Source organism: Mesorhizobium sp. SARCC-RB16n, assembly GCF_008520305.1.
Classification (GTDB): Bacteria; Pseudomonadota; Alphaproteobacteria; order Rhizobiales; family Rhizobiaceae; genus Mesorhizobium.
In genome coordinates this window covers 306938-330205 of the sequence record NZ_ML703263.1, presented here as the reverse complement: position 1 = coordinate 330205, position 23268 = coordinate 306938, and the positions used below count along the sequence as shown (strand labels likewise).

Below are 23268 nucleotides of genomic sequence, written 5' to 3'. Positions count from 1 at the left end.
CGACAAGGGGCGATTCGGCAATTACATACGAAGCGTATGAGGATCAGATAGATCATACGTCGCGTATGTTAATTGGCATACGGCGCGTATGTAGATAGGCCAGGAATATGCACAGACCCCGCAAGGAGATGATCGCCGAGACGCGTTCCAAGCTTATCGCCGCGGCCCGCCAGGCTTTCGGCACCGTTGGTTACGCCGAAGCGTCGATGGACGATTTCACCGCATCGGCAGGCCTGACGCGCGGCGCTCTCTATCATCACTTCGGCGACAAGAAGGGACTGCTGGAAGCGGTCATCGCCGAAATCGACGCGGAAATGGCCGCCCGGGTGAATGAGGTCGCTTCGCGGGCGCCGACCCGCTGGCAGCATTTCGTCGACGAATGCACGACCTATATCGAGATGGCGCTGGAGCCGGAAATCCAGCGCATCATGTTCCGGGACGGTCCGGCCGTGCTGGGCGACCCGGCGCAATGGTCGAATGCCAATGCTTGCGTCGGTTCAATGACCGATCATCTGACCGCGCTGCAGGGGGAAGGGGTGGTCGTCCCCGGCCTCGATCCGGAGACGGCCGCACGGCTGATCAACGGGGCAAGCAGTCAGGCGGCGCAACGGATCGCCAATTCGGAAGACCCCGAAGCGACGTCGAAGATGGTGGTGGCAGCGTTCAAGCAATTGCTCGAGGGCCTGCTCGAGAAGCCGGAGGCGCGGCCAAACTGAGCTACCGTGGCGCTTCCGCCACCGCCTGCAATTGACAATAGCCGGTTTGAGCGCATCCTCCGCAGCCATCTCTGAGGGGAGATTCGGGGCATGTGGGATTTCGAGATCGGCAGGTCGGTGTCCATCATGATCAGGACCTGGCCTTTCATTGTCTTTCGCATGATCGTCTATTTCGGCATCACGCTGGCCTACATCATGGCCACCGGCACCGGTGCCTCGGTCGGCTACGGCGTCGGCCATATCTCCGCCGATCCCGACGGACCGTTGTCCTTTGCCATGTGGGGCGGCGTGGTCGGTTTCGGCCTCGTCTCGATCGCCGTCTACTGGATCCGCGAATACATCCTCTACGTCGTCAAGGCAGGTCACATCGCTGTCATGGTGCATCTGATCGACGGCCATGACGTTCCCGACGGCCAGAACCAGATCGCCTACGCAAAAGAGGTTGTGACCGAGCGTTTTGCCGAGGCGAACATCCTTTTCGTCGTCGACCAATTGGTCAAGGGCGCCATCCGCGCCATCACCGGCCTGCTGGGCGGCGTCGCGGCCTTTCTGCCCATCCCCGGCCTGAGCGGCCTGGTCTCGTTCCTCAACACGGTGATCCGCTTGTCGCTGACCTATGTCGACGAGATCATCCTCGGCTACAACATCCGCATCAATTCGTCCTCGCCCTTCGAGACGGCACGACAAGGCGTCGTGCTCTACGCCCAGAACGGCAAGACCATGGTCAAGAACGCGGTCTGGCTGGCGGTCATCATGTGGGGCGTCTCCTTCGTCATCTTCCTGCTGATGCTGGCTCCGGCAGCTGCTATTCTTTACCTCATGCCAGGGCAGCTCGCGGGCTGGGCCTTCGTTCTCGCCATCGTCTTTGCCTGGGCTTTCAAGGCGGCTTTCATCGAGCCGTTCGCCATCGCGTGCCTGATGCAGGTCTATTTCAAGACCATCGAGGGCCAGGTGCCCGACCCCGCCTGGGACGCCAGGCTGGCCGAAGCCTCGTCGAAGTTCCGGGAACTCAAGGACAAGGCGCTCTCCACCTTCGACGGTTCGCGCTGGGGCACGGCCGGCGCGACGCGCTGATCGACGGGGACGGCGGGCGCAGCGACGCTGTTGAGGCGGGCAACCGTCGATTTGAGCGGTGCCTCACCCTGGCCGCAAAACGTCTCGCTCATGATCAGGTCGGACAGCGGCAGCCGCCGGCCCCAGCCATGCGTTTCGAGGTCCGGTTTCGGTGCGAATTGCGAAACCCGACCGACGCAAAGATAGGCGATCGGCGTCACGTGGTCGGGAACGGCCAGCAGACGTTTCAACGCTTGCGCCTCGATGATACTGACCCAGCCGACGCCGACGCCCTCGGCGCGTGCCGCGAGCCAGAAATTCTGCACCGCGCAGACCGTGCTGTAGAGATCCATTTCCGGATTGTGCCAGCGCCCCAGCGGCGAGCCTTTCGAGCGCTCGCGGTCGCAGGTGATGCAGATGTTGAGCGCGCTTTCGCAGATGCCTTCCAGTTTCAGCTTGCGGTAGAGCGCCTGCCGTTCTGCCTCGATTTCAGGCAGTTCCTGTTCGCGCGCGGCAAGGAACAGGTCGCGCACCTCTGCCCGCCGCGCGGCGTTGCGAATGATGATGAAATTCCAAGGCTGCATGAAGCCGACGGATGGCGCGTGATGGGCGGCAAGCAGCAGCCGCGCCAGTACGTCGTCGTCGATCGCTTCCGATGTAAAATGGCTGCGCACGTCGCGCCGCGTGAACATGGCGCGGTAAACCGCGTCGCGCGCTACCTGATCAAATCCGTCGCCCACAGGAGCGGTCATGGCTTCCGGCATCGCTTGTCCCCTTGCGATTGCAGCAGTTCAAATTCTCAGAGCGTACTTTGTGCGTCCAAGAGAATGCACGCCGCTCTGATATCATCCGCCTGACCATGCGGATGACGATGCCTGCCAGGCCGGTCTTCTGGCTCGGGATCAACCCGCGTCCGGTGCCTTCCCGTCATCGACAGTGGCATTTACCGGCGCGGTCCCCCTCACAGCGTTGGGCACGCCACGGCGTTAAACCGTGTTCCCGATTCTCCCGCTTTCGCAGGCACCAGGCAGTAGCGGCAATCTTACGCCGAAGTGCTGGCGGCGCCAATGCCCGCAGCGACATGAATGGACGCAGGTTCGATTTTCCCCAGCGATCGGGCCGCAACGCATGGCCATCACGGCACCGGGGCACTAGATAGGGGACATGACAACCCGTCTCTACACGCATCCGATTTTCCTCGAACACATCACGCCTCCCGGTCACCCCGAGCGGCCCGATCGCCTGCGCGCCATCGAACGCGTGCTCGACGACGAAGCTTTTGCCGCGCTTGACCGCGTCCAGGCGCCGGAAGGCGACGAGGCGACGATCCTCTACGCGCATCCTGCCGATTTCGTCGCGCGTGTCCGCGCCGGCATTCCGGAGGAGGGCATTGCCCGCATCGACGCCGATACCACCGCCAGCCCGAAGAGCTGGCAGGCGGTGACCACGGCGATCGGCGCCGCCAATGCCGCCGTCGACGACGTCTTTGCGGGCCGCGCCGACAATGTCTTCGTCGCAGCCAGGCCGCCTGGCCACCATGCCGAAAAGACCACGGCGATGGGCTTCTGCTTCTTCAACACGGCGGCGATCGCGGCCCGCTACGCGCAGAAGAAGCACGGCGTCGAGCGTGTCGCCGTCGTCGACTGGGACGTGCATCACGGCAACGGCACGCAGGATATTTTCTGGGACGATCCCTCGGTGCTCTATTGCTCGACGCACCAGATGCCGCTCTACCCCGGCACCGGCGCAAAGAGCGAGACCGGCGTCGGCAACATCGTCAACGCACCGCTGGCGCCGCAGACCGGCAGCGAGGTGTTTCGCGATGCTTTCCTGTCGCGCGTGCTGCCGTCGATCGATAATTTCGCGCCCGATTTGATCATCATTTCGGCCGGCTTCGACGCGCACCACCGCGATCCGCTGGCGGAGATCAATCTGACCGAGGACGATTTCGACTGGGCGACCGGCCAGCTGATGCAGCGCGCCGCACGCCATAGCGGCAACCGGCTCGTCAGCCTGCTCGAGGGCGGCTACGATCTGCAGGGATTGGCATTTTCGGTCGCCGCCCATGTCGGGCGACTGATGAAAGGATGAATGATGACTGGTGAGATCAACGAAGACGTCAAGGCGATGAGCTTCGAACAGGCACTCGACGCGCTGGAGAAGATCGTCGATGATCTGGAGCGTGGCGACGTCCCGCTCGACCAGTCGATCCGGATCTACGAGCGCGGCGAGGCACTGAAGGCGCATTGCGACCGGCTGCTGAAGGCCGCCGAGGACAAGGTCGAGAAGATCAGGCTGTCGCGCGACGGCAAGCCGGTTGGAACCGAGCCGCTCGACGCGGACTGAGCCCTGGAGCAGCCTTACCGATTTTTGGACACGATCATGATTGAGGATACGGGTTCGTCCCGATTGAAACGGACAAGAGGGAGATACGGAAGCGATGTGCAGAAACATCAAGACCCTGTTCAATTTTGATCCGCCGGCAACGAATGACGAAGTCCGTGACGCGGCACTCCAGTTTGTCCGCAAGCTGAGCGGCACGACGCGGCCTTCCGCCAAGAACCAGCACGCGTTCGATCATGCGGTCGAAGCCATCGCGGCATCCGCACGCGAATTGCTTGATTCCCTCGAAACCCACCAGCATCCGCGCAATCGCGAAGAGGTGGCGGCCAAGTTAAGAGCAAAGGCGGCAATCCGGTTCGCCTGATAAGTCCAATGCGGCCATCGATCGCTGATGAGGAGAGTTCATGAGCTTCTTCCCGGGGAAAGACCCTGAGGCCGGCGATGCCTTCGCCAGCGACCAGATCGAGCTGATGGTCATACCCAACGCCAAGGATATTGGTGGCTTCGAGGTGCGCCGCGCCTTGCCGACCGCCAAGAGGCGGCTGGTCGGGCCGTTCATCTTCTTCGACCGTATGGGTCCGGCTATCCTGAGGGCGGGCCAGGCGCTCGATGTTCGACCGCACCCGCATATCGGCCTGTCGACCGTGACCTATCTGTTCGACGGCAAGATCAGGCACCGCGATTCGCTCGGCACCGAAATGGTGATAGAACCCGGCGACGTGAATCTGATGACCGCAGGCCGCGGCATCGTCCACTCCGAGCGCACGCCGCAGGAATTGCGCGGCGCGCCGATGTCGATCTCCGGCCTGCAGACCTGGTTGGCTCTGCCGGACGGCAAGGAAGAGGTTGCGCCGGTGTTCGAGAACACGGCGGCGCTGCGGCTCCCCGAAATCGATGCCGAAGGCGTCAGCGGACGCGTGGTCATTGGTGATTTCCAGGGACTGCGATCGCCGGTACGGGCGGATTCCGAAACGCTCTACGCTGATTTGCGGCTGGCGCCCGGTGCCAGCGTCAAGATCCCGGCCGATGCGGAAGAGCGCGCCATCTACACGCTGGAGGGCGAGGTTTCGATTTCAGGCGACGTCTTTCCGGCCGAACGGCTGCTGGTGTTCCGGCCTGGCGACGAGATCGTCATATCGTCGCCGACGGATGCGCATTTCATGCTGTTCGGCGGCGCCTCGCTCGGTTCGCAGCGCTACATCTGGTGGAATTTCGTCTCGTCGTCCAAGGAGCGCATCGAGCAAGCCAAGCAGGAATGGAAGACCGGCCGCTTCGATATCGTTCCCGGCGATGAGAAAGAATTCATCCCGCTGCCGGAAGGCTGAGCGGGTCGGTGAGGGGCTGACCGGCCGCGTCACCGACACGCATTTACTTTCGCCGGCCGGCGGCCTATCCCGCCGATGAACAGAAAGCCCGAGCAGGCCTAACCGTGAACGCAACGCCGCATACGCCGCTTCTCGACAAGGTCCGCATCCCTGCGGACCTGCGCACACTTGCCGAAAGCGAATTGCCGCAACTGGCGTCCGAGCTGCGCGCCGAACTGGTCGATGCTGTCTCCCACACGGGCGGCCATCTCGGTGCCGGGCTTGGCGTGGTCGAACTGACGGTGGCGCTGCATTATGTCTTCAACACACCTGACGACCGGCTGATCTGGGATGTCGGCCACCAAGCCTATCCGCATAAGATCCTGACCGGACGCCGGGACCGCATCCGCACCTTGCGCCAGGAAGGCGGCTTGTCGGGCTTCACCCGCCGGGCCGAGAGCGAATACGACCCGTTCGGCGCCGCCCACTCCTCGACATCGATATCGGCCGGCCTCGGCATGGCCGCCGCCCGCGACCTCGCAGGCCGCCGCAACAATGTCATTTCCGTCATCGGGGACGGCGCCATGTCCGCCGGCATGGCCTATGAGGCGATGAACAATGCCGGCGCGCTCGATGCCCGTCTCATCGTCATCCTCAACGACAACGATATGTCGATCGCCCCGCCGACCGGCGCCATGAGCGCCTATCTGGCGCGCCTGGCTTCCGGCAAGACCTATGTCGGCCTGCGCGACTTCGGCAAGAAGCTGACCTCCTATCTCGGCAAGCGGGCCGATCGAGCCATCACCCGCGCGGTCGAGCATGCGCGCGGCTACGTCACCGGCGGCACTTTGTTCGAGGAACTCGGCTTCTATCACATCGGCCCCATCGATGGTCACAATCTGGAGCATCTGATTCCGGTCCTGAAAAATGTCCGCGACAACGGCAAGGGTCCGGTGCTGATCCATGTCGTGACCCAGAAGGGCAAGGGCTATGCGCCGGCGGAAGCCGCCGCCGACAAGTATCACGGCGTCAACAAGTTCGATGTCATCACAGGAACGCAGGCCAAGGCGCCGGCCAACGCACCAGCCTACACCAAGGTATTCGCCGAAAGCCTGATCCAGGAGGGCCGCGAGGACGATCGCATCGTCGCCGTCACCGCCGCCATGCCGAGCGGCACCGGCCTCGACCTGTTTGGCGAAGTGTTTCCGGCCAGGACGTTCGATGTCGGCATCGCCGAGCAGCATGCGGTCACCTTCGCCGCCGGCCTCGCCACGGAAGGCTATAAGCCGTTCGCGGCGATCTATTCGACCTTCCTGCAGCGTGCCTACGACCAGGTCGTGCACGACGTGGCTATCCAGAAATTGCCGGTGCGTTTTCCCATCGACCGCGCCGGCTATGTCGGCGCCGACGGCGCCACCCATTGTGGTGCCTTCGACACCACCTTCCTGGCCTCATTGCCGGGTTTCGTCATCATGGCGGCGGCCGACGAGGCGGAACTGCGCCACATGGTGCGCACGGCCGCCAGCTACGATGACGGCCCGATCGCCTTCCGTTATCCGCGCGGCAATGGCGTCGGCGTCGACATGCCGGAGCGCGGCTCGGTTCTCGAGATCGGCAAAGGCCGCATCGTCCGGGAAGGCAGCAAGGTCGCCCTGCTGTCCTTCGGCACAAGGCTGCAGGATTGCCTTGCCGCCGCCGAGGAACTCGGCGCGGCCGGGCTCTCCACCACGGTTGCCGATGCCCGCTTCGCCAAGCCGCTCGACGAGGACCTGATCCGCCGGTTGGCCCGCTCGCACGAGGTTCTGGTCACGGTGGAGGAGGGCGCCGTCGGCGGCTTCGCCAGCCATGTGCTGCAGTTCCTTGCCCATGAAGGACTACTGGAGAGCGGCCTGAAGGTACGCCCGCTGGTGCTGCCGGACGCCTTCACCGACCACGCCAAGCCGGAGAAGATGTATGCCGACGCCGGCCTCGACGCCGCCGGCATAGTGCGCACCGTTTTCACGGCCCTCGGCCATACAGTCCGTGCCCAGCGCGCCTGAATCAAAACCTCAAGCGCTTGAATCAGTTTGCCGGCTTCATTTCGTAACGCATTGTTAACGCTGCCGTTTGGCTTTTCGCTTACCGTGTCCCTTGGCCGTTTTTCAACGGCGCCCTGCTAGATCACAGCCAGGCAGGGAGACAACAACAATGAAGACGCTTCTGTGCGGCGCGGCCCTCTTGGCGGCGATGGTTGTACCGGCTGCCGCCGAAACAGCCTATGACCGCAATCTTGAAAAGGCGGCGCTAGACATTGTTGCCGGCAAGATCGGCGATATCCGCGGCGGCTTTTCCTACAGACAGGTGCCGCAGCTTGTGGTGCTGCCGGACACCGCGCCTCAGTCCGCTATTGTGACCGAGCATCCACGCGAGCAGGCTTTAGGGAATCGGAACGATGGTCTGTCTCCGGCTGTCGAGCGCCAGGTTTCGCGGACCATCTTCTAAAACCACATATCGCGCACGCAGCGACCATCGCGCGGCAGATCGTCGTAAGAGTCGAGACCATCGAAATGGTCGATCGGCAAGTCGGCGACGGCCTCGGGCGGCGCCAGCCGCACATTGACGGCGATCCGTATTCGGCCAGAATCGCTGGCGCGCAAGCCGCGCCACGCCAGCACGCAGGCGCAGGTCGGGCAGAATAGGATTTCAAGCGACGGCGCGTCCTTTCCGGCGCGCGTATAGCTGGCCGTCGGCCCCGAAACGCGAATGCGTTCGTTGACATAATCATAGGCCCAGAGCGCGCCATAGCGGCGGCAAAGAGTGCAGTTGCAGGCCGTCACCGGGCCGGGATCGCCTTCCAGCGTCCAGTGGGCTGCGCCACAGTGGCAGGTTCCCGTCAGCATTCGTCCTCCTTCGTGTTGCAACAACTGGGACCCTCCTCGACTAATATTCTGCCGGACCCCATACCATGCACGCAAGCTGCGGCTTGGCTCGATGCACCGGCCGCTCGCGCACGACGTCACCTTGTCCCGTGTAATGTCCTTGCCTTCACCGCGCGCTTTCGCCAGAGAAGGCCGATGAATTCGCCTCTGCCAGCCAGCACACGCCAGCGGCTCGACGACCTGCTCGTCCAGCGCGGGCTGTTTGCCAGCCGCTCGCGTGCTCGCGACGCGGTAGAGCGCGGCACGGTGACGGTTGATGGCGCCATTGCCCGCAAACCCGGCCAGAACGTTTCGCCGCAGTGCCTTGTTGTCATCGACGATCCGGCGCAAGGCTATGTGTCGCGCGCGGCGCTCAAACTGATCGGCGGACTGGACCATTTCGGCCTCGACCCCGCCGGCCGCGAAGCCCTCGACATCGGCGCCTCGACAGGCGGGTTCACCCAGGTGTTGCTGGAACGCGGCGCATCCCATGTCACGGCCATCGATGTCGGGCACGGCCAGATGCATCCCGATATCGGCGGCGATCCGCGTGTAACCGTGATCGAAAGCCTGAACGCACGCGATCTCACGGTCGCCGATCTTGCCGGCCGCAGTCCGGATTTCATCGTTTCCGACGTCAGTTTCATCTCGCTGAAACTGGCGCTGCCGCCGGCGCTTGCTATTGCGAAGCCCGGTGCCGGCGCGGTCTTTCTGGTCAAACCGCAATTCGAGGCCGGTCGCGAGGCGATCGGCAAGGGCGGTCTGTTGAAGGATCCCTTCGATGCCGCCCGTGTCGCAGGCCTGCTGCAGGATTGGCTGGATGCCGTTCCCGGCTGGCGCTCGCTTGGTCTGCATCTGTCGCCGATCGACGGTGGCGACGGCAATCGCGAATTCCTGCTTGGTGGGATCAAGGACCGATGAGCGCACGCTTCACCATCAAGAAACTGGGCGCCCAGGGCGACGGCATCGCCGAAACTGAAATCGGCGATCTGTTCATTCCCTTCACGCTGCCGGGCGAGACCGTCACCGCCGCGCGCGAAAGGGATCGCGCCACGCTGGTGGCGGTGCTGGAGGCCTCGCCGTTGCGCGTCGAACCCGCCTGCCGCCATTTCACCGAATGCGGCGGCTGTGCCCTCCAGCATTTCGAGGCCGAAGCCTATCGACAGTGGAAACGCGAAAAGGTGGTGCACGCCCTGAAGGGCAAGGGCATCGAGTGCGGCATCGACGCGCTGGTCCCCTGCGCGCCGCAGTCGCGTCGCCGTGTCGTGCTTGCCGCCCGGCGCACCGAGACAGGCATGTTGCTCGGCTTCAATCGCCATCTGTCGCCGGAAATCATCTCGATATCCGAATGCCCGATCTCGCTGCCCGAGATCGTCGCCGCGCTCGGCCCGTTGAAGGCACTGGCCGAATTGATATGCGCGACCACCAAATCATTTCGGATGGCGGTCACCGTGACGGCTTCGGGCCTCGATGTCGCGGCGCACGAATCCGGCAAGCTCGGCGAACACCAGCGCCGTATCGCCTCCAATTTTGTCATTGCGCAGGGCTTCGCCAGACTGTCCATCGATGACGAGATCGTCATCGAGCCGAGGAAACCCGTGGTCATGTTCGGCAGCGTCGCGGTCGCGGTGCCGCCAGGTGCCTTCTTGCAAGCGATCGAGGCAGCCGAACAGACCATGGCCGAGATCGTCGGCGGACATCTGAAGCGTGCCAAAAAGGTCGCCGACCTTTTTGCCGGATGCGGCAGCTTCGCCTTGCGGTTGGCAGCGAAGTCGGAAGTGCACGCAGTCGAAGGAGATGCGGCCGCACTTTCGGCGCTAGACCGGGGATCACGCTTCGCGACCGGGCTCAAGCGGGTGACGGGCGAACGACGCGACCTGTTTCGGCGGCCACTGACATTCAAGGAGTTGAACGCCTTCGACGGACTGGTCTTCGACCCCCCGAGGGCGGGTGCCGAAGACCAGTCGAAGCAGATCGCCCGCTCGGATGTTCCATACGTTGCTGCGGTGTCCTGCAATCCAGTGACCCTGGCTCGCGATCTGCGCATCCTCATCGACGGCGGCTACACTTTGAAAAGCGTGACGCCAATCGACCAGTTCCTGTGGTCGTCCCATGTCGAGGCTGTCGCCTTGCTGGAAAAACCGAAGAGGCGGCGATAGCCGGCATCGGGTCGGCTCCGCACGAACCGACAATGATCACATTTTCTTGAGGCTGCCGCTTCGGACGGCCTTGATCGCAACTTGCCGAAATCGCGCCGCAAAGCCGCCCCTTTGCGCCCGTCTATTTTCGAATCGATGGTGAGGGAACCTTCCTCCTCCAGCGTCGTTGCCTATGTTGGTGGCCAGAAATGCGGACGCTTCAGAAATTCTTCGGTTTTTTCGCTATTTTCATTTTCATGGCCGCCTCGGCGACGGGTGCCCTCGCGCAAGAGCAAAAACGCCTCGCTTTTGTTATCGGCAACGCTGCCTATTCCTCTGGCGCACTGGTGACACCCGCCAATGATGCCGGACTGATCGCGCAGACCTTGCAGGCTGCCGGTTTCGATGTGGTCGGCGCGCGCGATGTGGATCAAGAATCGCTGCGCGGTGCGCTACGCGATTTTCTCGGCAAGGTGTCCGCCGCCGGTCCCGACGCGGCCGTTTTCGTTTATCTTGCCGGCCAGGGTGTGCAATTCGAAGGTGAGAACTACTTCTTGCCGGTCGATGCCCAGATCTCCAATCCGAGCGACGTCCCGCTTCAGGGTATGCGGCTCTCCGACGTCACCAAGTCGCTGGCTGGATTGTCGACAAAGGTCAACATCGTCGTGCTCGATGCAGCGCGACCCAACGATTTCCCGCAGTCGAACCAGCCGTTGGCCGGCGGCCTTGCGCTCGTCGACCCCGATCCGAACATGCTGATTGCTTTCAACGCCGCTCCGGGAACCGTTGCACCGGAGGGCAAGGGTCCATATGGCGCGTATGCTCAGGGGCTGGCCGAGATGATCCGCGAAGGCGGCCTACCGCTCGACGATGTCTTTGACCGCACACGCCTGCGTGTCAACGAGGTGACGCAAGGTGCGGAAGTGCCGTGGAACGCCTCGGAAATCACGCAACCCTTTGCGTTCTTCGATCGTGGGCCGGATGCGCCGGCGCCGCAGGTCTCAGCCGCCGAAGCGCGAACAAACCGGACCAAGGAGATCCGCGATTTCGACGCGCATGATGCCTATGTGGCGGCTTTGGATCGCGACACGATGCGCGGCTATGAGGATTTCATCGCCGCCTATCCGCATGACCCGATGGCCAAGCGTGCGCGCGCAATCCTGGCGGCTCGGCGCGAGGCGATCACCTGGCGCCAGACCTGGCTTAGGGATACGCCGGAAGCCTACTGGTCCTATCTCGATCGCTATCCGCATGGCCCTCATGCCTGGGACGCCCGCCGCCGGCTCGAGCATTTCGATGCCGAGTTGGAGCCGCCGCAGAGTTTCGCAGTCTACGCCTATGATGTGCCGCCACCACCGCCGGAAGAGATCGTCTATGTCGACCGGCCCGAGCTCTATTTCGACGACCCCGAGTTCGACTTCGATCCACCGCCTCCTGTCGGCGTGATCTTCCTGCAGCCACGGCCGCGCGACTTCATCGAATTGCCGCCACCGCCGCCGCCGGCCGACGTCTTCGTCCTGCCGACGCCGGTGTTTGTGCCGATACCCGCGTTTATCAACCCGCCGCGTGACATCGTGCCGCCGCCGAACGACATCATCTTCAACAACATTCACAACACAACCGTCATCAACAACACCAACAACACGACGATCAACAACGAGACCACCAATCAAGCCGGGCAGCCAAATGGCAATGCATCGGGCGGTCTCACCACCGGGCAGAAGATGGTCGTTGGTGCGGGCGCGGCCGCACTGGTCGCCAAGGTGGCGCTGCCGCCGCTGCTGCAGAAAAAGGCGGTGCTGTCCAAGCAGAATCAGGGCGGCCAGCAGCCCGGCCAGGCTGCCACGCAGGGCCAGCAGCCGGGTGCGGCGTCCCCGCAATCGAAGAACCTGTCCGCCGGCAAGCTTGGAACCGGTCACGCATTGCCCGGAGCCAACGGCAAGGCACTGCCGCTGGTCAATGGCAAGCCGGTACTCAACGGGCAGAATTTGCCCAACGCCAAGTCCAAGAAGCTGCTTGGCAAGCAAGGCATAGTGGGCGGCAACCAGCAGGCCACCGGAAATAGTCAGCAGGCTACTGGAAATGCCGGCGCGGCGGGCACGGCACAGCAGAATGCAACCGGCCAGGGGAAGGGCAAGCTCCGTAAGCTTCCGACCGTCAATGGCGCCCCTGCCCAGCAAGACTTGAACGCCCAGCAGAAGTTCAAGAACAATCCGAACGCGTTGTCCGACCAGAATGGTGGAAAACCGAAGAAGCTCACACGCAAGGATCTATCTTCCGGTCAGCCCAATGTCGCACCGAACGATCAGGGCTCGCCCAATGGGAACAAGAAGTTCCGCAAGTTGCAGAACGGCGATGGCGGTCCCAGCGGCGCGGGAGTCGGCATCCAGCGGAACCTCAAGGTCAACAAGCTGAACGAGAACGCGCAGCGCCAGTTGAAGCGGCAGGAGAAACCCAACGTGCAGGTCTTCTCCAAGCCGCAGAAGCCGGAGTTCCATGCGCAGCCCAAGCCCCAGGTGCAGGAGCGACGCATCCAGCAGCAGCCCAAGCCCCAGGTGCAGGAGAGGCGCATCGAGCAGCAGCCCAAGCCGCAGCCGCCGCAGGCCAACAAGAAGCCCGCTTGCGGGCATCCGGGTGAGCCACCCTGCAAGCAGTAGTCTGTCGGTAACGAGATAGAGCGGTTTGTCGTTTCCGTGAAACGATGAACCGCTCTTGAGCTTTCGTGAGTTCGGATATTCCGACCCGTGATATTGCGATCAAGGGATCGCTGGCGCTGGAGCGCTACAAACCTTTCAAAAAATGAGCCGGCTTGCAGGAAATAGCACATGTTACCCATAGGCGGCTCGGACTTGAGTCGCGACATGCAAAGGGCAAAGGGCTTGAGGCACGTCGCTGGTCGCGTTGTGAGGTGGCGCGGCTGTGCCGGCGGCAGAATATCGCCTGGCTGCGACGGCAACCCGCGATCAGATCACAACTGCGTGGTTGGCGGCTGCCGTGATTGCGCAGTACGCCGGCTCGCTGGTACCCAGTCAGTGCAGGGGGACCAAAAAGGAGTGAGCACAATGAGGATTGCAAGCGTTCTGACATCCATCGCCGTAGCCGCGTTCATCGCGACGGGAGCCGCCGCGGCAGCGACGACAGCAGCCACGACGACCACTGCGCCGGCCGCTACCACAGCCGCCCCTATGAAGAAGGCAAAGACGACTACGATGACGCCCGAGAAAACCGCGATTTCGAAGCAATGTTCCGCGCTTGCGGATGCCCAGAAGCTGCACGGCAAGGCACGCGCGAAGTTCCGGGCCGACTGCAAGAAGAACGGCGGCAAAGCCAGCTGACCGTCTGCCTCCGCGGCAAAGGGTTGCTGCCAGCCTGTCCTGCTGGGAAGGCTGGCAGCGATTCGGGAAATATAAACTGTTTTCCCTCTGAAGCCACTTCCTGAGAGACAAGGGCCGATGACACGGTTCCGGAAACCCGCCGACGCCTGTAGTGCGTGGACCGCTACGGTCCCGACAGTCTCAGTCTATGAGCTTTGCAACATTCGTAAGGGCTTTCGGGCTGCCACCTCGCTGGTTGACCGACAGCCAGACATTCGGATTTTGCTGCGACTGACGTTTCAGGAAATAGTAGCCGGTCGCGTTCCAGGGCCTGATTTCGTCGACCATATTGTCGAGGATGAGATCGCCTTTGTCGGTTTTCACCGTCAGGACGGTGTGCCCTTCATTGTTGAGGTCGCGCACGACCGTCATCAACAGCGCCTGCCGGGGAAATCCAGCCTCCTGAAGGAGCTTGCGTTTGTAGAGTGCGTAAATCTTGCAGTCGCCTTTGCCGTCAACCGGATAATCCCAATGGTCCGCCATCGTGCCCCAGTGATCGAAATTGCTGACGGGTTTGATGGAACTGTTCGCCTTCTGATTTATCCGCTTGAGGACACGGAGAGTCCGCGCTGTCAGCTTGACATTCGCGGCCGGCAGAGCGGGCACCTTGCATTCTTTTGGTCGGCGATGACAGAAATCGATCCAACCGTAGGGGACGCTGGTGCTCCCACCCACGGCGGCAGACCCATCCACGGAAGATTGGGCCGATCGAGACCTGAACAATGTCGACTGCGCCGACGCCGGACTGGCCAGCAGCGATGTCGCACCAATCAACGAAACAAGGCCAAGCCCGAGAGCCAGGACAGGGGAGTGCCGCATTGCCAAAACCACCACCGCAACGAGGAACTGGTGCTGCGTTCGTGCGCTAAAGGCAGCCCAGGCAGTCAAAGACCTAATAATTCCTTAATGTGGATTGTGTCCACTTCAAGGTCCCGGCCGCCGAAATGCCGGCACCTGTCAGGATGACGATGGGCATGGTCGAGAACGCCTGTATCCGGAACATCACTTGGCGGATGATGACATCGGACCGGCACCGAGCCTCAAACCCGCGTGCCGCCGACCGTCATCTGGTTCATCCTTAGATGCGGCTGGCCGACGCCGACGGGCACGCCCTGGCCGGCCTTGCCGCACATGCCGATGCCATTGTCGAGCTTCATGTCGTTGCCGACCATCGTGACGCGGTGCATGGCGTCAGGCCCGTTGCCGATCAGCATGGCGCCCTTGATCGGTTGCGTCACCTTGCCGTTCTCGATCATGTAGGCCTCGGTGCAGCCGAACACGAATTTGCCCGACGTGATGTCGACCTGGCCGCCGCCGAAGGAGACGGCATAGATACCGTTCTTGACGGAGGCGATGATTTCGTCCGGCTCCACGTCGCCTGAGGTCATATAGGTGTTGGTCATGCGCGGCATCGGCTGGTGCGCATAGCCTTCGCGCCGGCCGTTGCCGGTGGCTTTCATGCCCATCAGCCGCGCGTTCTGCCGGTCCTGCATGTAGCCGACCAGCTTGCCGTCCTCGATCAAAACGTTGCGGGCCGAAGGCGTGCCTTCGTCGTCGACGGTGAGCGAGCCACGCCGCTCGGGGATGGTGCCGTCGTCGACGACGGTGACGCCCTTGGCGGCCACTTGCTGCCCCATCAGGCCGGCGAAGGCCGACGTCTTCTTGCGGTTGAAGTCGCCTTCTAGCCCGTGCCCGACGGCTTCGTGCAGCATCACGCCCGGCCAGCCGCTGGACAACACGATGTCGAAAGTGCCGGCCGGGGCCGGAATCGCCTCCAAATTGACCAGCGCCTGCCGGAGTGCCTCCCTGGCGGCGAGCTTCCAGCTATCCTCGATCAGGAAGTCGCCGAACGCCTTGCGCCCGCCCATGCCATAGGAGCCGCTCTCCTGGCGGTCGCCATCGCCGACGACGACCGAGACGTTGACGCGGACCAGCGGCCTGATATCGCGCACCACCTGGCCGTCGGCACGAACGATCTCGACATGCTGCCAGGATGCGGCGATCGAGGCCGTCACCTGGCGCACGCGTGGATCCTCGGCGCGCAGCCAGGCGTCGATTTCCTGCAGCAGCTTCGCCTTGGCCTCGAAGGAAGGCGAGGGGATCGGGTTCTCGTCGCCGTAGAGATGGCGGTTGGTGCGGGCGGGGGCTGCGGCAAGCGTACCGGAATAGCCGCCCTTGACGGTCGAGACGGCTTCGGCCGCGCGCAGCAGCGATGCCTCGGACAGGTCGCTCGAATGGGCGTAGCCGCTGGCTTCGCCGGCGACCGCACGCAGGCCAAAGCCCTGGTCGGTGTTGAAATTGGCGGTCTTGAGCCGGCCATTGTCGAACATCAGCGCCTCGCTCTCGCTATATTCGAGGAAAAGCTCGCCGTCGTCGGCGCCCTTGATGGTATCGGCGACGATCTGCTTGATGCGGTCGTCTGAAATGTCGAATTGGCCGATCAGGCTGTTCATGGCGCGTCCGTCCGTGGGATGATTGCTTTCCCCCGATGTAGGGGTGAAGCCGCGCCCGCACAATCGGCAATGATAATCCGCGCCGACGAATGACACCGTCCGCTTGATGTAAGCCATGCTTTTGGGGTCGGCAAAAAGCCGCGTCCGGGTCTGGTTCAGCGCGGAGCCGCGATCAGGGCAGGGCAGCGAAGCCTTCGGCGAAACCCTTGAGATCGACGGGAATGCCGATGCCTTCCTCTGGCGTCTGGAACACGATGAACGTTGCCGACGTGCCGGTCTTCAGCGTATCGAGCAGCGGCTTTTCGAGAATGACCTCGGCGTAGCATCCGTCCTGGAAGCAGCGCACGAAATAGGCGCGGCCGATATCCTTGCCGTCGACGTTGAGGCCGAGGCCGTTCGGCAACAGCACGCCGAGCGGCGCCAGCACGCGCAGGATCTCGGCCTTGTTGTCGGCGGTGCGCAGCACGACGACCGAAAGCCCCATCTCCGGGCGGTCTTCGGCGACGACGTTCTGCATCATCACGCATTGTTCCGAGGTGGCGCCGGCCGGCGTGTCGCAGATGATCGACCAGGCGCCATGCGTCGAGCGCACCGTGCCGCTCGGCTGGGCGGCATTGGCCTGACCAGCGACGAACAGACCGGCCGCGGACAGGACGGCGAGAAACACGGCGTTCGCCAGGGTTCTCGAAAGTCCCGGTCGCGTATGCCTCAGTCTCGAAAGCCAAGAGTTCATGACGGCTCCATTGCGAATCACGGCACTTTAAGCCGCGCCAATACCAAGTAAAGGACGAGACCGCGGCCGGACTGTCCCGAAACAGGCAATACGGCGCTTTTCCCTGCCAAATTCGCCTGAATTACGACGCTTTGCGGGCGCCGCCAGCATAGGGCGGACAGCCCGCCGAACATACCCGATTCGTCACCATGGCCATTGCCCCGGAAGAGCCATGTCAGCTCGCGCGCAAAAATGCCGCACGGTTTCGACCGCTCCTTTCTTGCGGAGGGAAAAAGAGTATGGTTTGAACCACCTTGAGACTGTCGGGATTCCCGTCCCGGCATTGTTCGTTATTCTCGTTGGCACCGCCGCGAGGAACTGGGAGACGAAGAGGGCGATGAGAAATTTCCTAGCTGGCGCCAGGTTTCTAGCAAGTGCCAAGTTTCTGAGTGCTTGTGCCGCTGCCACGATTTTTGCCGGCACATCCGCCCATGCCGATCAGCCCGTGGAGTGGGAGACCACCTTCCAGGCGCCGGCGACCGATATGATGCGGCAGATCGAATGGTTCGGAAACTACACGATGTGGTTCATCGTTCCGATCACCATCCTGGTGCTCCTTCTCCTCGCCTACTGCATCGTCAGGTTTCGCGCGAGCGCAAATCCGGTTCCCTCCAAGACCAGCCACAACACGCTGATCGAGGTGATCTGGACCGTCGGCCCGGTCGTCGTCCTGCTCTGTCTCGCCATTCCCTCGTTCCAGCTCTTGACCGCGCAATACACCCCGCCGGAAGAGGCCAAGCTGACGGTCAAGGCGACCGGCAACCAGTGGAACTGGGATTACGAGTACCAGACCGACAACACGCTCGCCTTCAACTCCGCGATCCTCCAGGATGGCGATCGCGCCAAGGCAGGCAAGGAAGACCGCAAGGTCTATCCGCGCCTGCTCGCCGTGGACAATGAGCTGGTGGTGCCGGTCAACACCATGACGCGCGTGCTCGTCACCGCGACCGACGTGATCCACTCCTTCGCCATGCCGTCCTTCGGGATCAAGATCGACGCCATTCCGGGCCGCACCAACGAGACCTGGTTCAAGGCGGAGAAGGAAGGCCTTTATTATGGTCAGTGCTCGCAGCTCTGCGGCAAGGATCACGCCTTCATGCCGATCGCCATCCGTGTCGTCTCGGATGCGCAGTTCAAGACCTGGCTGGCGGCGGCCAAGACCGATCTGCCGGGCGCCAACAAGACGCTCATGGCCGAGGTCGATGGCCAGAACAAGGTAGCGGCCGCCGGCAATTGATGTCGCGGGTTAGCAAGATTTAGGGAACGGAGCGGAACATGGCAGACGCTGCAGCTCACGACGGGCACGACCACAAGCCGTATCACGGCTGGGTGCGGTGGGTTTATTCGACCAACCACAAGGACATCGGTACGCTCTACCTGATCTTCGCGATCATGGCCGGTATCATCGGCGGCGCGCTTTCGGTCGCCATCCGCATGGAGTTGCAGGAGCCTGGCATCCAGATATTCAGCGGCCTGGCGCAGATGGTCTACGGCATGAACGGCGACGCCGCCATCGACGGCGGCAAGAGCATGTACAATGCCTTCGCCACCGCGCACGCCCTGATCATGATCTTCTTCATGGTCATGCCGGCGCTGATCGGCGGTTTTGCCAACTGGATGGTGCCGATCATGATCGGCGCTCCGGACATGGCGTTCCCGCGCATGAACAACATCTCGTTCTGGCTGCTGCCGCCGGCCTTCATCCTGCTGCTCACCTCGATGTTCGTGCCAAGCGCACCAGGTGCTTTCGGTGTTGGTGGTGGCTGGACGCTCTACCCGCCGCTGTCGACTTCGGGGCAGCCCGGTCCGGCCATGGATCTGGCGATCCTGTCGATCCACATCGCCGGTGCGTCCTCGATTCTCGGTGCCATCAATTTCATCACCACCATCTTCAACATGCGCGCCCCGGGCATGACGCTGCACAAGATGCCGCTGTTCGCCTGGTCGGTGCTGGTCACCGCGTTCCTGCTCTTGCTGTCCTTGCCGGTCCTGGCCGGCGGCATCACCATGCTGCTCACCGACCGCAATTTCGGCACCACCTTCTTCGCTCCCGATGGCGGCGGCGATCCGATCCTGTTCCAGCATCTGTTCTGGTTCTTCGGCCACCCGGAAGTCTACATCCTGATCCTGCCGGGCTTCGGCATCATCAGCCACGTCATCTCGACCTTCTCGAAGAAGCCGGTGTTCGGTTATCTTGGCATGGCTTACGCCATGGTCGCGATCGGCGCAGTCGGCTTCATCGTCTGGGCGCACCATATGTACACGACCGGCCTGTCGCTCGACACGCAGCGCTATTTCGTCTTCGCCACCATGGTCATCGCGGTGCCGACCGGCGTGAAGATCTTCTCCTGGATCGCGACGATGTGGGGTGGGTCGATCTCGTTCAAGACGCCGATGCTGTGGGCACTGGGCTTCATCTTCCTGTTCACCATCGGCGGCGTCACCGGCGTCCAGCTGGCCAATGCCGGCCTCGACCGTTCGCTGCACGACACCTATTTCGTCATCGCCCACTTCCACTACGTGCTGTCGCTGGGCGCGGTGTTCGCCATCTTCGCCGGCTGGTACTACTGGTTCCCGAAGATGACCGGCTACATGTATTCGCCTGTCATCGCCAACACCCACTTCTGGGTCACGTTCGTCGGCGTCAACCTGATCTTCTTCCCGCAGCATTTCCTCGGCCTCGCCGGCATGCCGCGCCGCACCATCGACTATCCCGATGCGTTTGCGGGCTGGAACTATGTGTCGTCCATCGGCTCTTATATCTCGGCCGTCGGCGTCCTGATCTTCCTCTACTGCGTGTTCGAAGCCTTCCAGAAGAAGCGGGTGGCCGGTGCCAACCCATGGGGCGAGGGTGCAACGACTCTCGAATGGCAGCTGCCTTCGCCGCCGCCCTTCCACCAATGGGAGCAGCTGCCGAAGATCAAGTAAGACGGCTCCCCCTCGAATGCAAAACCGCCGGTCCGCCGGCGGTTTTGGCCAACGGAATAATGGACTTGAGTACGCATGGCCCTAGTCGACAAAACCAGCATTGACGAAGCGGGCTTCCGCATGTCGGAAGCGACGGCGGGCGATTTCTTCGCCCTCCTGAAGCCGCGCGTCATGTCGCTGGTGGTGTTCACCGCCTTTGTCGGGCTGGTCGCGGCACCCGTGACCATCAATCCGCTGCTGGCGGTGATAGCCATCCTGGCTATTGCGATTGGGGCTGGCGCCTCGGGTGCCCTCAACATGTGGTACGACGCCGACATCGACGCGGTGATGACCAGGACTGCCAGCCGCCCAATCCCGTCCGGTCGTATCCAGCCGCACGAGGCGCTCAGCTTCGGCCTGGTCCTTTCGGTCCTGTCGGTGATGACGCTCGGCGTGCTGGTCAACTGGCTGGCCGCGACGTTGCTGGCGTTCACCATCTTCTTCTATGCCGTCGTGTACACGATGTGGCTGAAGCGCTCGACGCCGCAAAACATCGTCATCGGCGGTGCCGCGGGCGCCATCCCGCCGGTTATCGGCTGGGCCGCGGCGACCGGATCGGTCAGCCTCGAAAGCACCATCCTGTTCCTGATCATTTTCCTGTGGACGCCGCCGCATTTCTGGGCGCTCGCACTGTTCAAGTCCGAGGACTATGGCCGCGCCGGCATCCCGATGATGCCGAACGTTGCCGGCCATGCATCGACCCGCCGTCAGATTTTCGCCTACGCTCTGGTGCTGGCCCCGGTCGGCGTGCTGCCCTGGCTGCTCGGCTACACGACGCCATTCTATGGCGTGGCTGCCATGCTGCTTGGCGCTGGTTTCGTCTGGTATGCTTGGAAAGTGCTTGGCATGGCCGACGATGACCGCGCCATGAAGCCGGCCAAGGCCCTATTCGCCTATTCGCTGCTCTATCTCTTCGCCATCTTCGCCGCCTATCTGGCCGACAGTGTCGTCGAACGCGCGCTTGCCATGGGTGGGGCATGACCATGGTCGAGAAAGAACTCGAGACGGTCACCTTGACCGATCGCCAGAAGAAGGCGCAGCGCAGCCGTTCCATTGCGATAGGCGTAGCGCTGGCTCTGCTGGTCGTGATTTTCTACATCGCGACGATCGTGAAGTTCGGCCACAATTTGTCGGGCAAGATGTGATGAGCGTCGAGACGCCCAGAAAGACGGTAGGCAAGACCAGCAACCGTGTCGTCGCGGCCGTCTGCCTCGCCTTCTTCAGCGGCATGATCGGCATGGCTTACGCAGCCGTGCCACTCTACAAGATGTTCTGCCAGGCGACCGGTTATGGCGGCACCACGCAGCGTGTCGAGAAGCAGTATGCCGGCCGCGTGCTTGACCGCGAGATCACCGTCCGCTTCGACGCCAACATTGCCGGCGTGCCTTGGGAGTTCCAGCCGGTCCAGCGCTCGATGAGCATGAAGATCGGCGAGACCGTGCAGGCGCATTATCAGGCGACCAACAAGTTCGATCGCCCCGTCACCGGCCGCGCCACCTTCAACGTGCAGCCGGAACTGGCGGGTCCGTACTTCAACAAGGTCGAATGCTTCTGCTTCACCGATACGACGCTGAAGCCCGGCGAGACGCTGGACATGCCGGTCCTGTTCTATGTGGACCCCGATATCGTGAATGTGCCGGAACTGAAGGACATCAAGACGATCACTCTGTCCTATACGATGTTCCCGGTCGAGAAGAACAAGCCGGTCGCCTCCTCGGAGCCGGCCAAGGGCAGTAGCAAGACAGTTTCAGATACCGAAGCAAATCTCGGGGGTTGATATGGCAGACGCGCACGCAAAACCACACCATGACTACCATCTCGTCGACCCGAGCCCGTGGCCTTTCCTGGGATCGGTCGGGGCGCTTGTCACCGCTTTTGGCGGTGTCTGCCTCATGGAATATTTGAAGGGCGGCTCCTTCCCGATCTTCGGCTTCAACATCGCCAATCCCTGGCTGTTCTTCATCGGCATCGTGATCGTGCTGTACACCATGTTCGCCTGGTGGTCGGACACCATCAAGGAAGCTCATGAGGGCCACCACACGCGCGTCGTGTCGCTGCACCTGCGTTACGGCATGATCATGTTCATCGCCTCGGAGGTGATGTTCTTTGTCGCCTGGTTCTGGGCCTATTTCGATGCCAGCCTTTTTGCAGGTGAGGTGCAGAACTACGCGCGCCACACGTTTACCGGGGGTGTCTGGCCGCCGAAGGGCATGGAGGTTCTCGATCCTTTCCATCTGCCGCTTTACAACACCGTCATCCTGCTGCTGTCGGGCACCACGGTCACCTGGGCGCACCACTCGCTCCTCCATGGCGACCGCAAGGGGCTGATCAACGGTCTGGTGTTGACCGTCGGCCTCGGCATGCTGTTCACCATGGTGCAGGCCTACGAGTACATGCACGCGCCGTTCGGCTTCAAGGATTCCATCTACGGCGCCACCTTCTTCATGGCGACCGGCTTCCATGGCTTCCATGTCATCATCGGCACCATCTTCCTGCTGGTTTGCCTGATCCGCGCGATGAAGGGCGACTTCACACCCAAGCAGCATTTCGGCTTCGAGGCGGCCGCCTGGTACTGGCATTTCGTCGACGTGGTCTGGCTGTTCCTGTTCGCCTCGATCTACGTCTGGGGATCGGTCGGCGCGGTGATCGAAGGCCACTGATCCACCTTGGGGTTTCAATTTCGGGAGAGGCGGCCGCGGCGACGTGGCCGCCTTTCTTCTTTTCGGCGCAATGATCGCCGATCGATGGAAGATGCGGCTGACCTGGGTATTTTCGCCTTCATCCTCTTGGCATTTCCGGCGTTTGGCGCTGACAGGGTCGATCTTGTGCGTGTCCACAAGGCGGAGCGGCGGCTCGAGCTGATCGGCGCCGGCAAGATCCTGCGCAGCTACAGCATCGCGCTCGGTGGGGATCCCGTCGGCCACAAGCACCAGGAGGGCGATCAGCGCACGCCGGAGGGACGCTATGCCCTCGACTGGCGCAACCCCAACAGCATCGCGCACAAGTCGATCCATGTCTCCTATCCCGATGCCGAGGATCTGGCGGCCGCGAAGGCGCGCAATGTCGATCCCGGCGGCATGATCATGATCCACGGCCAGCCGAACGGTTTCGGCTGGTGGGGCTGGCTGCTTCAATTGGTCGACTGGACCGACGGCTGCATTGCGGTTACGGACTCCGACATGGACGAAATCTGGGCAATGGTGGCCGATGGCACACCGATCGAGATCGAGCAATGACCATGAATGGCGGCC

At 62.6% G+C, this 23268-nt stretch carries 23 protein-coding genes, 1 pseudogene and 1 riboswitch; of the genes and pseudogenes, 19 read left to right on the top strand and 5 right to left on the bottom strand.

Features of this window, described 5'->3' with window-relative positions:
- Positions 1-107 precede the first annotated feature (107 nt).
- Both C7I87_RS10160 and C7I87_RS10155 read left to right on the top strand, forming a co-directional pair.
- Complete coding sequence (locus C7I87_RS10160; protein ID WP_149904064.1) at positions 108-716, top strand: TetR/AcrR family transcriptional regulator; 609 nt, start codon at positions 108-110, stop codon at positions 714-716.
- Positions 717-806: 90 nt separating this feature from the next.
- A complete protein-coding gene (locus C7I87_RS10155) occupies positions 807-1790 on the top strand; it encodes a hypothetical protein (protein WP_246696241.1) in 984 nt (327 codons plus the stop codon).
- 83 nt (positions 1791-1873) lie between these two features.
- Here C7I87_RS10155 and bluB read toward each other — a convergent pair.
- Positions 1874-2533, bottom strand: a pseudogene (bluB, locus tag C7I87_RS35920) (5,6-dimethylbenzimidazole synthase); the annotation flags it as partial.
- A 99-nt stretch (positions 2534-2632) separates the two neighbouring features.
- Positions 2633-2812: riboswitch (cobalamin riboswitch) on the bottom strand.
- Positions 2813-2933: 121 nt separating this feature from the next.
- Between bluB and C7I87_RS10145 the strand changes: the two are divergent.
- From C7I87_RS10145 to C7I87_RS10120, 6 genes are all read left to right on the top strand, one after another.
- Complete coding sequence (locus C7I87_RS10145; protein ID WP_149904062.1) at positions 2934-3860, top strand: histone deacetylase family protein; 927 nt, start codon at positions 2934-2936, stop codon at positions 3858-3860.
- Between the two features lie 3 nt (positions 3861-3863).
- Positions 3864-4115 (top strand): exodeoxyribonuclease VII small subunit, encoded by a 252-nt coding sequence (locus C7I87_RS10140; protein ID WP_149904061.1) that lies wholly within the window; start codon positions 3864-3866, stop codon positions 4113-4115.
- Between the two features lie 94 nt (positions 4116-4209).
- The gene (locus tag C7I87_RS10135) at positions 4210-4476 is read left to right on the top strand and encodes a DUF2277 domain-containing protein (RefSeq protein WP_149904060.1); all 267 of its coding nucleotides are present in this window, start codon (positions 4210-4212) and stop codon (positions 4474-4476) included.
- Between the two features lie 40 nt (positions 4477-4516).
- Positions 4517-5437 (top strand): pirin family protein, encoded by a 921-nt coding sequence (locus C7I87_RS10130; RefSeq protein ID WP_149904059.1) that lies wholly within the window; start codon positions 4517-4519, stop codon positions 5435-5437.
- 104 nt (positions 5438-5541) lie between these two features.
- A complete protein-coding gene (dxs, locus tag C7I87_RS10125; RefSeq protein ID WP_149904058.1) occupies positions 5542-7455 on the top strand; it encodes a 1-deoxy-D-xylulose-5-phosphate synthase in 1914 nt (637 codons plus the stop codon).
- 148 nt (positions 7456-7603) lie between these two features.
- The gene (locus C7I87_RS10120) at positions 7604-7897 is read left to right on the top strand and encodes a hypothetical protein (protein WP_149904057.1); all 294 of its coding nucleotides are present in this window, start codon (positions 7604-7606) and stop codon (positions 7895-7897) included.
- On the opposite strand, the gene C7I87_RS10115 is transcribed toward C7I87_RS10120, so the two are convergent.
- Positions 7894-8295, bottom strand: a complete 402-nt coding sequence (locus C7I87_RS10115) for a GFA family protein (RefSeq protein ID WP_149904056.1) — start codon at positions 8293-8295, stop codon at positions 7894-7896. The two genes, C7I87_RS10120 and C7I87_RS10115, sit on opposite strands and share 4 nt — an antisense overlap.
- A 174-nt stretch (positions 8296-8469) precedes the next feature.
- Here C7I87_RS10115 and C7I87_RS10110 point away from each other — a divergent pair, with 174 nt between their 5' ends.
- The 4 genes from C7I87_RS10110 (at position 8470) to C7I87_RS10095 (ending at position 13786) form a co-directional block, all read left to right on the top strand.
- A complete protein-coding gene (locus C7I87_RS10110; protein WP_149904055.1) occupies positions 8470-9234 on the top strand; it encodes a TlyA family RNA methyltransferase in 765 nt (254 codons plus the stop codon).
- Positions 9231-10472: a class I SAM-dependent RNA methyltransferase gene (locus tag C7I87_RS10105; protein WP_149904054.1), complete on the top strand. Its 1242-nt coding sequence runs from the start codon at positions 9231-9233 to the stop codon at positions 10470-10472. The genes C7I87_RS10110 and C7I87_RS10105 overlap by 4 nt, the downstream gene beginning before the upstream one ends.
- 188 nt (positions 10473-10660) lie before the next feature.
- A complete protein-coding gene (locus tag C7I87_RS10100) occupies positions 10661-13108 on the top strand; it encodes a caspase family protein (protein ID WP_149904053.1) in 2448 nt (815 codons plus the stop codon).
- Between the two features lie 405 nt (positions 13109-13513).
- Complete coding sequence (locus C7I87_RS10095; RefSeq protein ID WP_149904052.1) at positions 13514-13786, top strand: hypothetical protein; 273 nt, start codon at positions 13514-13516, stop codon at positions 13784-13786.
- Between the two features lie 180 nt (positions 13787-13966).
- Here the strand turns inward: C7I87_RS10095 and C7I87_RS10090 are convergent, their stop codons facing one another.
- The 3 genes from C7I87_RS10090 to C7I87_RS10080 form a co-directional block, all read right to left on the bottom strand.
- Positions 13967-14644, bottom strand: a complete 678-nt coding sequence (locus C7I87_RS10090; RefSeq protein WP_188393799.1) for a transglutaminase-like cysteine peptidase — start codon at positions 14642-14644, stop codon at positions 13967-13969.
- Positions 14645-14865: 221 nt separating this feature from the next.
- Positions 14866-16278, bottom strand: a complete 1413-nt coding sequence (gene tldD, locus C7I87_RS10085; RefSeq protein WP_149904051.1) for a metalloprotease TldD — start codon at positions 16276-16278, stop codon at positions 14866-14868.
- A gap of 172 nt (positions 16279-16450) precedes the next feature.
- A complete protein-coding gene (locus tag C7I87_RS10080) occupies positions 16451-17011 on the bottom strand; it encodes an invasion associated locus B family protein (RefSeq protein ID WP_149904050.1) in 561 nt (186 codons plus the stop codon).
- Positions 17012-17387: 376 nt separating this feature from the next.
- Here C7I87_RS10080 and coxB point away from each other — a divergent pair, with 376 nt between their 5' ends.
- The 7 genes from coxB (at position 17388) to C7I87_RS10045 (ending at position 23253) form a co-directional block, all read left to right on the top strand.
- Positions 17388-18287, top strand: a complete 900-nt coding sequence (gene coxB / locus C7I87_RS10075; protein WP_149904049.1) for a cytochrome c oxidase subunit II — start codon at positions 17388-17390, stop codon at positions 18285-18287.
- Positions 18288-18325: 38 nt separating this feature from the next.
- Positions 18326-19978 carry a cytochrome c oxidase subunit I gene (gene ctaD / locus C7I87_RS10070; RefSeq protein WP_149904048.1) on the top strand — a complete coding sequence of 551 codons (1653 nt, stop codon included), beginning with the start codon at positions 18326-18328 and terminating at the stop codon, positions 19976-19978.
- A 75-nt stretch (positions 19979-20053) separates the two neighbouring features.
- Complete coding sequence (locus C7I87_RS10065; RefSeq protein ID WP_149904047.1) at positions 20054-20998, top strand: heme o synthase; 945 nt, start codon at positions 20054-20056, stop codon at positions 20996-20998.
- A 2-nt stretch (positions 20999-21000) separates the two neighbouring features.
- Complete coding sequence (locus C7I87_RS10060; RefSeq protein ID WP_127873161.1) at positions 21001-21162, top strand: hypothetical protein; 162 nt, start codon at positions 21001-21003, stop codon at positions 21160-21162.
- Positions 21162-21794: a cytochrome c oxidase assembly protein gene (locus C7I87_RS10055; RefSeq protein WP_149904046.1), complete on the top strand. Its 633-nt coding sequence runs from the start codon at positions 21162-21164 to the stop codon at positions 21792-21794. The genes C7I87_RS10060 and C7I87_RS10055 overlap by 1 nt, the downstream gene beginning before the upstream one ends.
- A 1-nt stretch (position 21795) precedes the next feature.
- Positions 21796-22677, top strand: a complete 882-nt coding sequence (locus tag C7I87_RS10050) for a cytochrome c oxidase subunit 3 (protein ID WP_149904045.1) — start codon at positions 21796-21798, stop codon at positions 22675-22677.
- Positions 22678-22761: 84 nt separating this feature from the next.
- Positions 22762-23253 (top strand): L,D-transpeptidase family protein, encoded by a 492-nt coding sequence (locus C7I87_RS10045; RefSeq protein ID WP_149904044.1) that lies wholly within the window; start codon positions 22762-22764, stop codon positions 23251-23253.
- Positions 23254-23268: the final 15 nt, after the last annotated feature.